A 15,082-nucleotide genomic window follows, 5' to 3' on the forward strand; every position below is an offset into this window, starting at 1 on the left:
GGACTCATCAGAGGAGTGTCCTGTCCGCCCGCGCAATTCGGCGGGATTACTGGACCTGACTGTCCAAGGCGTCGCCGTACGAAGGAGAAATACATGACCCAGCTGAGCCCTGACCCGAACGACTCACAGCCGACGGGACCGGACACCACGGCTGGCACGCCCCATTCCACGGCCGGTAGTGGACAGAAGTACGACGCCGTTGTGGGCCCCTTCACCGTCCGCGACGTGACGGTTTTTGGTTCCGCACTCCTGATGTTTGTCGCGTCCTTGCTGCCTATGTTCGCTGGTGTCTACAACCTCTGGAACGTGGGCAACCTCTTCTTCTTGCTGTTGGGAATCATCCTGCCGTTGGTGGTGGTGGCCCTCTTTGTGGCACGCCGGCTGCGACCCAATGTGCACCTGCGGATCGGTTCGCTCTCGATCGATCAATTTGCCTCGGTCACGGCGTCTTTCGCGGTTCCGTTGTTTTTCCTGACTATCGCCAATTCCTATAACACCGGGGTCCTGGTGGGCCTGGTGGGTTCTGTCGGCTTGCTTGTCGCTACGGTGCTGGCTCCCCACCTGCCCTTGCTTTCCACCGATTTCAAGGGCCGTGTGGAAGTGCCTGCGCACCTCGTGGCACGTGAAGCCGCCACACCGAGCCGAAAGCCGGTATCGCCGCGTCCGCCGAAAGCACCAAAGACACCGAAACCGGCCGCCGCGCCCGCTGCTACCGTTGTTTCACCCTCCGCGCCTGTGTCATCGGCGCCTGCGTCATCGGCGCCTGCGGCGGCCGTTGTTTCAGGAACGGCAGGAGGCGGAGCCAGCCCGACGTCGCCCGCTCCCAGCGTTACTTCAGGGGCGTCGCCAGCCGCCAAAGCGTCCGGTTCAGGTCAAGCTGCACCGCCGCAGCCCGTGGTGCCGCAGCCTGTAGTTCCACAACCGGTGGTTCCGCAACCAACAGTTCCCCAGGCGCCCGGTGAGCGTCCTTGGGCGGCCACCATGGCGACTCCCATCGTGTCGGGCAGCACCGCCGCCGTGGCGGATTCCATCGGCGCCACCGTTGATCCCGCCAACCGCCCGGACGAGTCCGCTCCGGCGGCCTACGAGGCGTTTTGGTTCGCTGTTGCCCAACCACGCACGGCCTACGATGAGCGTTCCGGTGCGCCCGCATTCACTATCGACCCAGGAGGTTGGGTGCTCGCCTTGGAAGACCGCGGCCATGAATTCCTGGTCCAGGACACCGACGGCAAGGTTGGGGTTCTTCGCGAACTCAGCAACATCGAGCGCGGTTAAGCAGGGACGCCATGGCCGCTGCCCAAGCTGGTTCGATGCTCGCCCTCAAGCGCCGGGCCCGCAAGATCAACAGGATTCTTGCGGACAAGTACCCGTACGCGCATGCGGAGCTGGATTTCAGGAATCCGTTTGAGCTGGTTGTAGCCACTGTCCTCTCGGCGCAGACCACGGACGTGTTGGTCAACCAGGTCACAAAAATCCTGTTCGCCCGCTACCCCGATGCGCGTACCTTGGCTGAGGCAGACACGGCGGAGTTGGAGGCAATCCTCCAGCCCACGGGTTTCTTCCGCGCGAAGGCCCGCAACGTTCTGGCACTGAGCAACCGTTTGGTTGATGAGTACGACGGCGAGGTCCCGGGTCGTCTGGAAGATCTGGTGACGCTTCCCGGCGTCGGGCGCAAAACCGCCAATGTAGTGCTGGGTAACGCGTTCGGCGTGCCGGGAATTACGGTGGATACCCACTTTGGCCGTTTGGCCCGTCGATTCGGTTGGACCGAATCCGATGATCCCGTGAAGATCGAATTCGACGTCGCCGAGCTCTTCGAGGCCAGGGACTGGACCATGCTTTCCCACCGCGTGGTGTTCCATGGGCGCAGGGTCTGCCACGCCCGGAAACCAGCGTGCGGGGCCTGCCCGGTAGCAAGCCTCTGTCCCAGCTACGGGGACGGTGAAACGGATCCCGTGAAGGCAGCCAAGCTCCTGAAGTACGAGCTCGCCCCCGGCAACGAGGCATTGCTTGAGAAGTTTTTGGCGGAAACCCATCGTGCGGCGGATATTCGGATGGAATCACAAAGGAGGCCCGAGTGAGCGCCCTTGAGGACCTGGCCGGACTCGTGACGCGCTTCGAGCTGGGCGAGGACCATGTCTCCTCCCATTGGGCGCAACTGGCAGTCAGCCCGGAAACCACCCGGCCCGCCGCGGTCTTGATGCTTTTCGGCATGCTGGACGGCGCTGCAGCTGATCCGCGCCGAGCGATTGCGCCCACGGATCTTGACGTACTTTTGCTGGAGCGTGCCCATACCTTGGGTGAGCATCCCGGCCAGGTGGCGTTTCCGGGAGGGAGCGTGGATCCGGGCGATGAATCGGTGGTCCACGCCGCCCTTCGTGAAGCGGTCGAGGAGACCGGCCTCGATGCCAGTGGCGTGAGGGTGTTGGGTGTGATCCCTGAACTGGGGCTCATCCGCAGCAATTTCCGGGTCACTCCGGTGTTGGCGTGGTGGGACTCGCCCTCACCCGTCCGTGTTGTGGATTACGCCGAATCCGCCCAGGTGTTCCGCGTGCCCGTGCGGGACCTGCTCGATCCTGCCAACAGGGTCACAGCAACCATTTCGCGGTTCGGGCGGACTTTCAGCAGCCCGGCATTCACCATCAATGGCCTCCTGGTGTGGGGCTTCACTGGGATGGTGCTCAGCGGACTGTTCGAGGAACTTGGATGGACCGTTCCGTGGGATAAGGACCGAACGCACGAGATCTCCCTGTAGCGGGGAGGCTACTTGGCCTTGTCATAAGAGTCGACGACGGCGACGCTCACCGGAAACTCGACCGGAATTGGGCCAAACATGAGTTCCTTGGCTGCGACGGCGGCCTCCTCGATCGCACTGATGCACGCATCCACCGTGTCCTCCCTGGCGTGCACCATTACTTCGTCGTGCAGGAAGAAGACGAGCTCTGCATGGCGGCCGTCCGCACGCAGGGCGCGCAGCCGCCGTCGTAATTCTGCCAACCAGCACGCTGCCCATTCGGCGGCCGAGCCTTGGACGACGAAGTTTCGGGTGAATCTTCCGCGGGACCGCGCGAGGTTGTCCGCGCGCCGTTGCTCTTCCGCTGTGGTGGATTGCTGGCTGAGGAACCAACCGTTCGACGGTGCCGGGCTGCTCCGCCCGAGGCGCGTGGTGACAGTCCGCCCAGCTTCGCCCTCCCGCGCCGCCTGCTCGACGAAACCCACGGCCCGGGGATAAGTGCGCGTCAGCTGTGGCATGAGCCTGCCGGATTCGCCGGTTGTGGCGCCGTAGATGGCACCGAGGAGTGCCACCTTTGCCTTCGCCCGGTCGCCACCAAAACCTTGGGCGGCGATGCCGGCATAGAGATCCTTGTCCCGGGCAGCTTCGGCCATTTTGGTGTCTTGGGCCAAAGCCACCAGCACGCGCGGTTCGAGCTGCGAGGCATCGGCAACGATGAGCTTATGGCCCGGATCGGCCCGCACCGCCGACCTGATGTTGCGAGGAATCTGGAGGGCCCCGCCGCCGCGGGAGGCCCAGCGGCCAGAGACGACGCCGCCCACCACGTACTCGGGGTGGAAGCGGCCGTTGTGCACCCATGCGTCCAACCACGCCCACCCGTTTGCTGTGTGCAGGCGGGAGAGCTTCTTGTAGGCCAGCAGCGGGGCGATGGCAGGATGGTTCGATTCCTGGAGCTCCCATTTCCGGGTGCTCTTAACCTCGATGCCGTTCCGATGCAGCGCCCGCATGAGCTCTTGGGGCGAGTCCGGGTTCAGCGCCGGGGAGTTCAGGATGATCCGTAACTCCCTGCACAGCTCTTCCAAGGCGGGTGGCCTGTGGCCGGGATGCGGACGCTGCCCGAGGACGTCCGCAAGTATCTGCCGGTGCGCGTCCTCATGCCACGGGACACCGGTGTGCTGCATTTCGACGGCGATCATGCCGCCCGCCGATTCTGCTGCGAGCAATAGCTGCAGGCGTTGACGGCGTTGGCCCTCGTTTGTCACCTGTGCCACCGCCCGCTGCTGGGCCGCGAACTCTTCCCTCAGTTCCGCCAATCCGAGGGTTGGGCGGGAAGGGGCGATTTCCTCGAAGAGGGCTCCCTGCTCTGACGGGACGGCAGGTGGTTGCAAGGCCCGTGCGGGAACAATATCCTCGTCGAACCTCGCATGCGCGGCCTGGCGTGGATAGTCGGTATGGGCAGTGAATTCCGAGTTCGCCAGGATGGCTCCGCAGAGGGTCAGGTCGTGGCAACGCTCGAGCTCAACGCCCTCGGCCACAAGCCCGGGGTACCAGTCCTGCGCGCGGTGCCAGACCCAGCGCGGACGTTGGTTCTCGTATTCACGTACGACGCCGGCCAACTCACCCAGCGTGACCACGCGAGCGTCATTCGTGGCTGTCCCGGCGGGGGAGATCCTTTGTATGGCTGCCCCTTCAGGGTGGGGAGCGAGCAGCAGATACATGCGTTCCATTCTGCCTTGTTGATGGGGGTTTTTTGGCCCGAGACCAGGCAGCAGGGCGAGCCAGCGGGGACCACCCGCTAGCTCACCCGGCGGTGCCCCGGTGGGGGACGGACCACCTTCCCTCAACAAGAGCCCGGACACGCTGTTTATGCACATAGCGCCGGCCGGCATTTACCAACATCCGTGGGCTTGGACAGAGTAGCTGCATGAGCAGGCGAGAACTTCGGCACTTCTCATCCGGCAACCACCCCGCAATAGAGGACACGGCCGGGTCATGGCCACCGCCTGGCAACGCGGAGATACTCCTGGTCACTGCTGACCCGTATCTGCGGGGAGAGGTTGAACGTGTTGTGGCGGCCGCTGGTGGGAGCCTGCGAACAGCACCCGACGTGGCAGCTGCCATGCGCGAATGGGATAACGCTGATGTCGTCTTGGTGGGCAGCGACATCCGCGAGATTCCCCCACGACGCAGGGCCCCGGCCGCGCTGATTGGCAGGGCTTCGGAGGGGGACGGGCTTTGGCGGCTGGCCACCGCCTTGGGGGCTGAGAGAGTAGCTGTTCTCCCCGAAGCTGCAGCGTGGTTGGCCGAACACCTCAGCATGTCTGGCGCCCCCGAACCCGGAGGGGAGGTCCTCGGACTTATTGGCGGTAGCGGCGGGGTAGGAGCAACCACGGCTGCAATCTGGCTGGCCCAGGGTGCCGCTGGAGAAGGAATCAGCACGTTGCTGATCGACGGGGACCCTTGGGGCGGAGGTATTGAGCTGGCAATCACCACGGAGGACGTTCCCGGACTCCGGTGGCCGGACTTCTTTGAAACGCGGGGGAGCCTCGATCCCACCCAGTTCCGGGATTCGCTGCCGGTCTCCGGAGGATTCGCCTACCTGTCATGGCCGGGAAAGCGCGAAGCCGTTACCACCGCTGATGCCAGCGCTGTGGCCGCCGTCCTTGATGCTGCCAGGAGAAGTTTCGAACTGATCCTCGTGGATGTAGGACGCAGCGGAGAGGGGCTGATGGCGCTCGCGTGGGAATGCGACAGGATGCTGATTCTGTCCACACCCCAGCTCAAATCCGCAGTTGCCACGGCTCGCCTCCTGAGCGATCTTCCGCCGGTCGATACCGGGCTGATTGTCCGTGGCTCTGGCACTTCGGCCGTGGACGCCCCGCTGATAGCGGAATCCCTGGGGCTACCGCTGTCGGGGCTCCTGCCCGAGGTGCGGGGCGTCGCGGCCGGAACAGAGTTGGGACGCCTCTTGGAGTTGGGCCGGCGTAAACAGGTGAATCGCTTTGTTCAGGACGTACTTGAATTGAAGGGTACAAGGCAGTGAGTCCCACAGTGAACCCGCGCCGCGCGGGCCGGGCACTCCTTGAACCGAGTGACTGGCGTCGGGGCGCGGGGAGAGTGGATCGTCGCCTACCGGGCCTCCGGATTGATGCAGGCCTACTTGAGACCGTGCGGGAGTCGATCCTCGCTGGCGCTGGACCTGTGACGCCATCAGTGGTCGCCGCCGCGGTCCAAGCCAGCGGCAGATTGCTGGGAACGGCTGGTGCCTTGGAAGCTGCGGAGTCCATCAACGCCGAGTTGAACGGCTTGGGACCCTTGCAGCAGGTCGCCCAAGATCGGTCGGTCACGGACATCTTCGTGAATGGGCCGGACTCTGTGTGGCTGGATCGTGGCCATGGCTTGGAACGGGCATCCATCCGCTTCGACAACGAACACCAGGTCAGGGCTCTTGCTGCCCGCCTGGTCGCCGCAGGTGGACGTCGCTTGGACGATGGCTCCCCTTGCGTGGACGTACGGCTCGCGGGCGGATACCGGGTCCATGCCGTCCTCCCACCCATTTCCACGGCAGGGACTCTGCTCTCCGTCCGAATCCGGCGGGAGGAAGTCTTCACTTTGGCCGAATTGCGGGAGCTGGGCATGTTCACGGAGGAAGTTGAAACTGTGCTTCGAGCGATCGTTGACCGTAGGCTCAGCTTCCTGATTTCGGGTGCAACCGGCTCCGGAAAGACCACCTTGCTATCGACGATGCTGGGGTTGAGCCACCCGGCCGAGCGGCTCGTGCTGATCGAAGATGCCGCAGAACTTAACCCCGTCCATCCGCACGTGGTGACGCTTGAGTCCCGCCACGGGAACCTCGAGGGCGGAGGCGCCCTGGACCTCGGAGACCTGGTCCGTCAGGCCTTGCGCATGCGCCCGGACAGGCTGATAGTCGGCGAATGTCGAGGCGCGGAAGTTCGGGAATTGCTGACGGCACTGAACACCGGACACACCGGTGGTGGCGGGACTATCCATGCCAACACTGCTGAAGCGGTCCCGGCGCGGCTGGTGGCCCTCGGAGCACTTGCTGGCCTCAATGCTGAAGCAGTACGGCTACAAGTGGCCAGTGCCTTGGAGGTCGTCATCCATGTGGATCGGACACAGTCCGGACGGAAAATCACGTCGATCGGTGTTCTCGTGGATTCCGCTGGCGAACAAACGGTGGTCGCGGCACTACGGTGGGGCTCCCACGGATTCACTCGCGAAGCGGCGTGGGAGGTTCTCGCGGCCAGGCTTTCCTTGGATAAGCCTAACGATGATTTCCACCTCCCCCAAGGAGCCCCTCGTGGAACGCACCCGGCCCATGGCGACGGCGCGGCGCGGTGACAGCAACAATCCTTCTGGTAGCGCTCACCGCATGGCTGCAGCTCCGCCGTCCCCGGATCGACCTCCGGCATATCAGCGCCAGCCGCGGAGTCGACTTCCCACAACGTGGACGAGCGGCAGGTTTCATCCGGATGGTGCGACGACTCCGTTTCTCGGCAGGCGCGCCGCAGCCCCTGTCTCTGGTGGTTTTGGTCCAACAATTAGCCGCCTTGCTGCGGGGTGGGCGTGGATCGTCGAGGCTTTGGGAGGAACTATGGGTGGTCCACGCTTCCTCTCCGGAAGAGGACTACCACCAGATGGATTGCAGCAGGGCCGCGTTGTCCCCGACAGCATTGAAAGTACTTGCCGCGGCAAGGGCAGCGGCAACTGTGGGAAGCTCTCCGGCCCAAGCGATCCGCGCGGCTGCAGCCAAGGGTTACCCCCGGAGAAGAAGCCTTGAACGAAGAGTTTGGATGGAGCTTGTAGCCTGCCTCGATATCGCCGAAACAAGTGGTTGCCCACTCGCCGGCCTACTGACACGGTTTGCCGCCCAGCTTGAAGCCGAAGAAGATTCCGAAGCAGCCCGCCAAACGGCGCTCGCAGGCCCCAAGGCCACGGTGCGCTTGCTCTCATGGCTACCGGTCGTGGGGCTGGTGCTGGGGATGGCCTTGGGAGTGGACCCTCTGGGAATCCTGCTCGGCAACATCTTCGGAGCAGCCACGCTTGCAGCAGGGCTTGTGCTGACTGTGGCCGGCCGGGTGTGGTCCACGCGGTTGGTGTCATCAGCAGCCCAAGGGTCGGCATGATGCTTCTGCCCGCGGCAATGGTGGCGCTCTTGGCAGTTGCCGCGTTCCTGTGGTTCGCATCGCCGTCGCATGTTCGAAGGCAGTTGATTGCCCGCTCCGGTGGTCCGTCCGCCCGGCAAGGCACGCCCGGTTTGGGCAGTTCCGCAGCCCTTCTCGAGTTGGACGTTTCCCTCGACGGCCTTAGTGACTTGGACGGCCTTAGTGATGTTGCGATGATGCTGGAACTTGTGGCGTCGATGCTCGACGCCGGCGCGGGTATCGGCCGGGCACTGGAACTGGTGGCCAGGTGCGCTTCGCCCCCTGTCAGCCGATCGCTACGTCCCGTTGTAGCAGCCCTCGCCATCGGAGCCGACTGGGAGACAGCTTGGCGAACGCCCACACAGCCAACGCCTGAAGTTTCCCGCCTGAAAGATGCCCTGGCTTTTGCGGCGCTGACAGGGGCACCTTCCGCCTCACTCCTGTATGCGCAAGCGGCAAGGGAACGCCGTGAGCAGTTTCGGGCTGCCGAGAAACGGGCTGCGGCGCTAGGTGTGAAGCTAGTGGTTCCTTTGGGCTTGTGCTCCTTGCCTGCCTTTATCTGCCTGGGCATCGTTCCGGTCTTGATTGCCATGCTGCCCCCGGCTTGAGCGGAGTAAGGCGCTCTTACCTTCCCTCCACATCCGACGAATCTCAGCAGTTATCCACTTGCGAAAATCCGGCCCTGTGAACGAGGAGCCAGCAACGGAAGAGTTGAGCCTGCGAGCCACTGAGAGTCAGTTCGTGAAAACAAAGCCTGAGCTAACCACTGAAAGAACCACGAAAGGAAACCCATGAAAATCCCGGCAAAGATCCTATTCGCCACATCGAGGATTCTCTTCGGCCGGATCAGCGGCCGGCGTCACGCTGCGGGCGGAGGCCACCGGAGAATCCCTAAGCTGACAGCCGTTCGTAGGGTACTCGCTCCGTGGAGTGCCCCACGTCGGGGCCACCTGTTGTGCGGCGAAGCGGGCATGGCCACGGCGGAATATGCCATCGCCACCCTCGCGGCAGTTGGATTTGCGGGCCTCTTGGTGGTCATCCTTCGGAGCGAGGAAGTTCGTGGTTTCCTGCTGAACCTGGTTCGCACCGCACTTTCTTTGCCATGATTCCAGTGGTAGCCGCAAGCAGCGGGGACGGTGTGACGCCACGGTTGTGCCCGGTCCGGACGCCGGTCCCGGCACAACAGCTCATTTCGGCCAAGGAGCTCGGCGCGGTCACAGCGGAGTTTGCGGTCGCGTTGCCCGCGGTGGTGTTGCTGTTGTCCTTCCTTTTGGCAGGTGGAGCTGCGGGCATTACGCAACTGCGGCTGGAGGAAGCCGTGAGGGCAGGAGCGCGGGCTTCCGCCCGCGGTGACAGCTCCACGGCAGTAGAAGGTACCGTTCGTCGTCTTGCGGGCGAAAGTGCGAATTTAGCGGTGGCCAACGACGCCGGCTGGGTGACGGTCAGGGCCTCGGCGCGGGTGGGAGGTGCATTGGGGCCAATCATCCCGTGGACCTTGACTGCCGCAGCTTCGGCCAAGGCAGAGTCAGCCATCCCATGACATGTCGGAGAGCCGGGGCGGCCCAGGACCACGGCGATCGTGGCTCGGGAACTGTGCTGGCCTTGGTCCTGGGGATGGTGGTGTTGGTGCTGACAGCCGGGTTGTTGATGCTTGCCCAAGCAGGGGTGATGACAGCCCGGGCGGAGTCTGCTGCCGACCTCGCGGCACTAGCGGCGGCCGATGCTGCCCGCGGGCTCGCACCGGGGGAACCGTGTAGTGTCGCCGCGGATGTCGCTGAGCACGAAGGCGCAAAGCTCTCATCGTGCTCAGTGGCGGGGAAGGAGGTGGTGGACGTGGTGACAGAACTCGCCCAGCCATCGTTCCTGTGGGGTCCGGCAACTGGACGCGCACGCGCAGGACCTCCGCCCTAGACCTACACGGCCTCCGATCAGCTGGCATCCCGGAGCAGGACATCCAGGAGGGTGATGGCGGCTGCCTTGTCCAGCGGATTATTCTTGTTTCCGCACTTGGGGGATTGGACGCAGGACGGGCAGCCGGCTTCACACTCGCAGGCTTTAATCGCGTCTTTGGTAGCGGTTAGCCATGTCTTCGCCTTTTCGAAGCCGCGCTCGGCAAACCCGGCCCCACCGGGGTGGCCGTCGTAGACAAAGATCGTCGGCACTCCCGTGTCGGCATGCAAAGCCGTGGAAACACCACCAATGTCCCAGCGGTCACTGGACGCCACCAGGGGCAGAAGCCCGATTGCGGCGTGCTCGGCAGCGTGCAGCGCCCCGGGGAACTGTGCCTCCACAAGGCCTGCAGCGTGCAGGGAACGGTTCTCCACCACGAACCAGACCGCTTTCGTGAAAAGGTCACGGGCGCCAAGATCCAAGGGCTCTTCACCCAGGATCTCATTGGAAATGAGGGCTTTACGTTGAAAGGAAACCACTTGCGTCGTCACTTTCACATCACCGAAATGCACCGTGATGTCGCCCCACTGTGCCGATCGGGATGTTTCGAGGACCTCTATCTGGGTCACGTCCCGTGCCGTCGTGTAGAAGTCGGGGTTCACGCGCCTGACCATGACACAGTGGTCAGCCTCGTTGAGTTCCTCTACAAGGTAGCTCTCGCCCTGGTGGACGTAGATGGCCCCGGTGTGGGCCTGGTAGTGGGTTTGCGGCGAATCCATCGTCCCCAACAAAGAACCCGTTTCCGCATCCACGATGCTTACGGGTCCGCCGCCGTCGGCCCTGAGGTTCACCATGCCGGCGGCGCTCTCCGGGTGGGTCCAAAACCATCCAGCCGGGCGCTTCCGCAAATACCCCTGGTCCACGAGGCGATCAAGGAGACCCTCCGCCGACGGACCGAAGAGGCTGAGCTCTGCGTGACCGATGGGCAGCTCGGCCGCGGCTGCACACAGGTGCGGCCCCAAGACATAAGGATTCCCAGGATCGAAAACCGTGGCCTCCACCGAGACGTCAAACACGGCCTCGGGATGGTTTACCAAGTACGTATCCAAGGGATCGTCGCTGGCAACAAAAGCAGCGATGGCATCTTGTCCTGCCCGGCCCGCGCGTCCGATCTGTTGGAACAACGAGGCCCGCGTGCCCGGCCAACCGGCAATCAAGACGGCATCAAGTCCCGAGATGTCGATTCCGAGTTCCAAGGCCGAGGTACTGGACACTCCCAAAAGCTCCCCGGACCTCAAAGCCTGTTCCAACGCGCGCCGCTCTTCGGGGAGGTAGCCGGAACGGTAAGCGGCCACCCGGCCGGGCAGGCTCGGATCCACCTCGTCCAACAATCTCTTGGTGATGGACGCTATCGATTCTGCACCACGCCTGGACTTGATGAACGCAATGGTCCTCACCCGGGAGGAAACGAGGTTGGCAAGGATGTCTGCGGTTTCTGCCACTGCCGTCCTGCGTTGCTTGGCGTCATTCTCGCCTTTGACCTCCGTAAGCGCGGGCTCCCAGAAAGCTACGGTGGTGGACCCGTGCGGCGAGCAGTCCTCCGATACTTCCCGGACTGGTGCGCCGATCAAGCGGCCGAAGGAAACACCGGGCTCGGAGGCCGTAGCCGAGGCTGCGATGAATACGGGCTCAGGGAAGGACGAGTCAGCCCCGTAGTACGCACAAATCCGGCGGAGCCGCCTCATCAAGTTGGCTACGTGGGAGCCGAAAACTCCTCGGTAGCTGTGTGCCTCGTCCACGATCACGTATCGGAGTCGCCGGAAGAACCGTGCCCACCAGGTGTGGTTGGGAAGGATGCCAAAATGCAGCATGTCGGGATTGGCCAGGATGAAATTGGCGTGGTCGCGAATCCAGCGCCGGGACGCGGGGTCCGTGTCGCCGTCGTAAGTCTCTGCGCGAACGGTCGGCAACTTCAACGCGCGGATCGCGGCCAATTGGTCCGCCGCCAAGGCTTTCGTAGGGGAGAGGTACAGCGTCACAGCACCGTCGTCGTGGATCTTCCCCGGATCGGCGAGCACGCGCAATTCGGACCGGTGTATCGCGTCCAGCGCCGGCAGTTGGTACGCGAGGGACTTTCCGGAAGCCGTACCGGTGGCGATAACTACGTGTTGACCGGAATGGGCGAGTTCGGCTGCTTGGATCTGGTGCCGGTAGGGCTCATGGATGCCCAAGGACTGGTAGGAACCCACGACGTCGGGGTGGACCCAACCCGGCCAAGGTTCGTTCACGGCCTTCCTGGCCGGAATGGTGTGGACATGGCGCAACTGTTCGGGGTCCGGGGTCCGGCCCAGCAAGGAGATCAGGGAATGAGGTGCAGCCACCGAATCATTCTGTCACTGTGCGGTGGCAACCCATGCCGACGGCGGCAGTCACCCGTTCGCCGGGCGCTCCTGACTCGCTATCGGCTGCGGGCCTACCGGCCACGCGTGCTACCGGCTACGCGCCCGAAAGGTCAGAATCCTCATCAGTGCCGGCAGACATCATCAGCACGTGGCAAACAACGTCCCAACCCAGGTGGGAGTAGAGCTTTTGGCCGTCCAAGGAGGCGAGGAGGAGCCCGTTTTCGACGTCGTTCGCATACGCCTGTGCTGCGAGCGCCTTCATGATGAAGGTTCCCAGCCCGCGCCGCTGGAAGGCAGGCTCGGTGACGATCTTGTCGAAGACTGCGGTTCCATTGACCACGAAGACTCGTCCGCTGGCGGCGACTTGCTCACCCGCATGGACCACTGCGTGGTGAACGCCTTTGGCCTGCGAGGTGGCCAGCTGCAGGTCGTCGTCCGGCAGCCAGGGGTCCTCGGCGTCCTGCGTTTGCATGTCCACGATCATCATCGTTTGGGAGGCTGAGGTGACCTTGAGGCCGTGGAGTCCGGCCAGGTATTTGTAGCGTTGAACGTCGTTGGTGAGGACGGTCAGTATCCGGTTCTTCGCTTCAGCGGTCGTGGCTGCCAACGCCGCGAATTCTTCATCGGAAGGATCGTGGGCGAAGTACTCCCAGTCACCGGTTTTGTCGGCCCGCAGTGCCGCAGTGAAGCGTCCCTCCGCGCGTGTTTCGTAACCCCGGCACCCGGACCAGCCGGCCACCCACACTTCCAAGAGGTGCGCAATGTCTTCTACCAAGGCATCTGGATTCATGTAGAGAGACTATGCCAGCGTTCCGGGAATCAACAGAGCGTTGTCATCGGAGTGAGTGTTGCTTATGCAATTGTGACTTCTTCTTTTGACGGCCGCCGGGGGCTTCGGGAACCGGTCCTTGGAAGCCGCCGATTTTGGCCCACCCAGTACCCTTGGATAGTGGCTTTAAACAGGATTGTTCTCTTCTACGGTTTTACCCCGATCGCGGACCCGGACGCTGTGCGTCTGTGGCAGCGTGCCCTGTGCGAGAAATTGGGGCTGAGGGGCCGGATCCTCATTTCGAAAGACGGCATTAATGCTACGGTCGGCGGCCGTCTGGAGGACATGAAGCAGTACGTCAAGACGACGCGGGAGTACAAAGGCTTCCATGACATCGACTTCAAGTGGTCCGAGGGAGGCGCGGCTGACTTTCCGCGGCTTAGCGTCAAGGTGCGGGATGAGATCGTCTCGTTCGGAGCTCCCGGGGAACTGAAAGTGGACCAGAACGGCGTCGTCGGCGGCGGCACCCATCTGCAGCCCGAGGAACTTCACGCACTCGTGGAAGCAAAAAAGTCCGGTGGCGAGGACGTGGTGTTTTTCGACGGCCGGAACGCGTTCGAGGCCCAAATAGGCAAGTTCAAGGACGCCATAGTGCCGGACGTGGAGACGACCCACGATTTCATCAAGGAGCTGGATTCCGGAAAGTACGACGCCCTGAAGGACAAGCCCGTGGTGACGTACTGCACCGGCGGGATCCGATGCGAGGTACTTTCAAGCCTGATGGTGAATCGCGGCTTCAAAGAGGTGTACCAGCTCGACGGCGGCATCGTCCGTTATGGCGAGACGTTCAAGGACAAGGGCCTGTGGGAAGGATCGCTCTACGTTTTCGACAAGCGCATGCATGTCGAGTTCAGCGAGGAAGCCAAGACCATCGGGGAGTGCGTCCGTTGCTCGGCGCCGACCAACAAGTTCGAGAACTGCTCAAATCCCAGTTGCCGGACCCTGACCCTGTACTGCGGCGACTGTGCCTCGAGTCCGGAAACTCTTCGTTGCCCGGAGGGCTGCAAAGCTGTCGAAGTGGCCGGTTAGAGCCGGCTCACCCGGTAAGCAAAATTCGCCTCGAATTTCGAGGCGACTGTGATCGAAAGTACGCCGTCTTTAACCACCTGGACAACGCTGACCCTCGCAGAGGTGCAGCTCAAGGTGAGGTTCAACAGCGTGGAGTCACCGGCCTTGACAGTAAAGGACACCCTGCGGGTAGCGCGGCAAGCCATGGTGACCGCGTAGGTGCCCGCAGGCAGTGAAACGGTTTGCCCCGACGCTGATTCCCCGGCGTTCACATACCCGCTGCTGGCGTAGAGCGATTGTCCTTGGGATTCCGGCAGCGCGGCCCGAGCCCATGCGTCCAAGTCTTCACCGGTGACTGCTTGTTCCTGCGTCGGGTCGGGTGGAACGGTAGGGCTAACAGCAGCAGTGCTCACGGCTGCTCCTGGGCCACCGGACTCGTCGTAGGCATACTCGCAGGCACTGACCATGGACGCCACGATTAAGAGTCCGACGGCGGCCCGCACCAGGCGCTGAATGGTTACCGAGCGAGCTGCGTTGCTGCCCATGCACCGACTTTACGCCCGCGTCAGCTCTGCCATAAAGGCTAAGCGGCTTTAGCCGGCTGCCGGAACAAGGCGATACGCGAAGATTTGCGGCACGTCCACGCTGGTTGTCGAAATGGTGAGCGCCGAGGCACTGGGGACTTTGATTTTCACAACGTCGGAGTTCGCGTTGCAGGCCGCGGTCGCGTCTGCGATTTTGCTGCTGCCTGCCGAAATAGCGAAAAAGGCTTTGCCGCCGCCGTCGCAGATCATGGTGAACGTGTAGGTCCCTGCCGGGATGCGGGCAGATTTTTTAGTCAAGGGTTCCCTGTTCAGGATCTTCCCGGCGTCCTCTACTACGGTGCCGCTCACGGTGGGGAGAACCTTTGCCCTCCAGGCAGCAACGTCGGCCTTTTCGATCGTGGCCGGTGCTTGGCACGCGCTGGCAGCCAGCACGGTGGCCGCAGCTATGCCGACAAGGCCGATGCGCCGCAGGGACAAGGAGAATTTGAGCATGTGTTAACGCTACCGGT

The 15,082-nt window shown here is 63.2% G+C and carries 16 protein-coding genes; 11 read left to right on the forward strand and 5 right to left on the reverse strand.

The features are described from left to right. Positions 1–93 precede the first annotated feature (93 nt). From QRN42_RS15885 to QRN42_RS15895, 3 genes are read left to right on the forward strand one after another with little or no spacing between them, the layout of a single operon-like run. Positions 94–1,275: a hypothetical protein gene (locus QRN42_RS15885; protein ID WP_284980108.1), complete on the forward strand. Its 1,182-nt coding sequence runs from the start codon at positions 94–96 to the stop codon at positions 1,273–1,275. 11 nt (positions 1,276–1,286) lie between these two features. Then, positions 1,287–2,081 carry an endonuclease III gene (gene nth / locus QRN42_RS15890; RefSeq protein WP_284980109.1) on the forward strand — a complete coding sequence of 265 codons (795 nt, stop codon included), beginning with the start codon at positions 1,287–1,289 and terminating at the stop codon, positions 2,079–2,081. Then, positions 2,078–2,755, forward strand: coding sequence for an NUDIX hydrolase (locus QRN42_RS15895; protein WP_284980110.1), 678 nt, complete (start codon positions 2,078–2,080; stop codon positions 2,753–2,755). Before nth ends, QRN42_RS15895 begins: the two co-directional genes overlap by 4 nt. A gap of 8 nt (positions 2,756–2,763) precedes the next feature. Here the strand turns inward: QRN42_RS15895 and QRN42_RS15900 are convergent, their stop codons facing one another. Then, positions 2,764–4,452 carry a bifunctional 3'-5' exonuclease/DNA polymerase gene (locus QRN42_RS15900; protein WP_284980303.1) on the reverse strand — a complete coding sequence of 563 codons (1,689 nt, stop codon included), beginning with the start codon at positions 4,450–4,452 and terminating at the stop codon, positions 2,764–2,766. Between the two features lie 206 nt (positions 4,453–4,658). Between QRN42_RS15900 and ssd the strand changes: the two genes are divergently transcribed. The 7 genes from ssd (at position 4,659) to QRN42_RS15935 (ending at position 9,810) form a co-directional block, all read left to right on the forward strand. Beyond that, on the forward strand, positions 4,659–5,777 hold the full coding sequence (gene ssd, locus QRN42_RS15905) for a septum site-determining protein Ssd (RefSeq protein ID WP_284980111.1): 1,119 nt from the start codon (positions 4,659–4,661) through the stop codon (positions 5,775–5,777). Between the two features lie 74 nt (positions 5,778–5,851). Continuing rightward, positions 5,852–7,096: a TadA family conjugal transfer-associated ATPase gene (locus QRN42_RS15910; RefSeq protein ID WP_284980304.1), complete on the forward strand. Its 1,245-nt coding sequence runs from the start codon at positions 5,852–5,854 to the stop codon at positions 7,094–7,096. After that, positions 7,093–7,881: a hypothetical protein gene (locus QRN42_RS15915; RefSeq protein ID WP_284980112.1), complete on the forward strand. Its 789-nt coding sequence runs from the start codon at positions 7,093–7,095 to the stop codon at positions 7,879–7,881. Before QRN42_RS15910 ends, QRN42_RS15915 begins: the two co-directional genes overlap by 4 nt. Continuing rightward, positions 7,881–8,507 (forward strand): type II secretion system F family protein, encoded by a 627-nt coding sequence (locus tag QRN42_RS15920; RefSeq protein WP_502869523.1) that lies wholly within the window; start codon positions 7,881–7,883, stop codon positions 8,505–8,507. The genes QRN42_RS15915 and QRN42_RS15920 overlap by 1 nt, the downstream gene beginning before the upstream one ends. A 183-nt stretch (positions 8,508–8,690) precedes the next feature. Beyond that, positions 8,691–9,005, forward strand: a complete 315-nt coding sequence (locus QRN42_RS15925) for a DUF4244 domain-containing protein (protein WP_284980114.1) — start codon at positions 8,691–8,693, stop codon at positions 9,003–9,005. Next, entirely contained in the window at positions 9,002–9,439 is a 438-nt protein-coding gene (locus QRN42_RS15930) for a TadE family protein (RefSeq protein WP_284980115.1), read from the forward strand. Before QRN42_RS15925 ends, QRN42_RS15930 begins: the two co-directional genes overlap by 4 nt. Beyond that, the gene (locus tag QRN42_RS15935; protein ID WP_284980116.1) at positions 9,436–9,810 is read left to right on the forward strand and encodes an Rv3654c family TadE-like protein; all 375 of its coding nucleotides are present in this window, start codon (positions 9,436–9,438) and stop codon (positions 9,808–9,810) included. The genes QRN42_RS15930 and QRN42_RS15935 overlap by 4 nt, the downstream gene beginning before the upstream one ends. A 17-nt stretch (positions 9,811–9,827) precedes the next feature. On the opposite strand, the gene QRN42_RS15940 is transcribed toward QRN42_RS15935, so the two are convergent. Together QRN42_RS15940 and QRN42_RS15945 are read right to left on the reverse strand one after the other, a co-directional pair. After that, the gene (locus tag QRN42_RS15940; protein WP_284980117.1) at positions 9,828–12,170 is read right to left on the reverse strand and encodes a DEAD/DEAH box helicase; all 2,343 of its coding nucleotides are present in this window, start codon (positions 12,168–12,170) and stop codon (positions 9,828–9,830) included. 115 nt (positions 12,171–12,285) lie between these two features. Then, on the reverse strand, positions 12,286–12,981 hold the full coding sequence (locus QRN42_RS15945; RefSeq protein ID WP_284980118.1) for a GNAT family N-acetyltransferase: 696 nt from the start codon (positions 12,979–12,981) through the stop codon (positions 12,286–12,288). A 159-nt stretch (positions 12,982–13,140) separates the two neighbouring features. Between QRN42_RS15945 and trhO the strand changes: the two genes are divergently transcribed. Beyond that, positions 13,141–14,049 (forward strand): oxygen-dependent tRNA uridine(34) hydroxylase TrhO, encoded by a 909-nt coding sequence (gene trhO, locus QRN42_RS15950; protein WP_284980119.1) that lies wholly within the window; start codon positions 13,141–13,143, stop codon positions 14,047–14,049. Here trhO and QRN42_RS15955 read toward each other — a convergent pair. After that, positions 14,046–14,573, reverse strand: coding sequence for a DUF6023 family protein (locus QRN42_RS15955; protein WP_284980120.1), 528 nt, complete (start codon positions 14,571–14,573; stop codon positions 14,046–14,048). The genes trhO and QRN42_RS15955 overlap by 4 nt on opposite strands. A gap of 48 nt (positions 14,574–14,621) precedes the next feature. Next, the gene (locus QRN42_RS15960; protein WP_284980121.1) at positions 14,622–15,065 is read right to left on the reverse strand and encodes a DUF6023 family protein; all 444 of its coding nucleotides are present in this window, start codon (positions 15,063–15,065) and stop codon (positions 14,622–14,624) included. Positions 15,066–15,082 lie beyond the last annotated feature (17 nt).

The organism is Arthrobacter sp. fls2-241-R2A-200, from assembly GCF_030209745.1.
Lineage (GTDB): Bacteria > Actinomycetota > Actinomycetes > Actinomycetales > Micrococcaceae > Arthrobacter.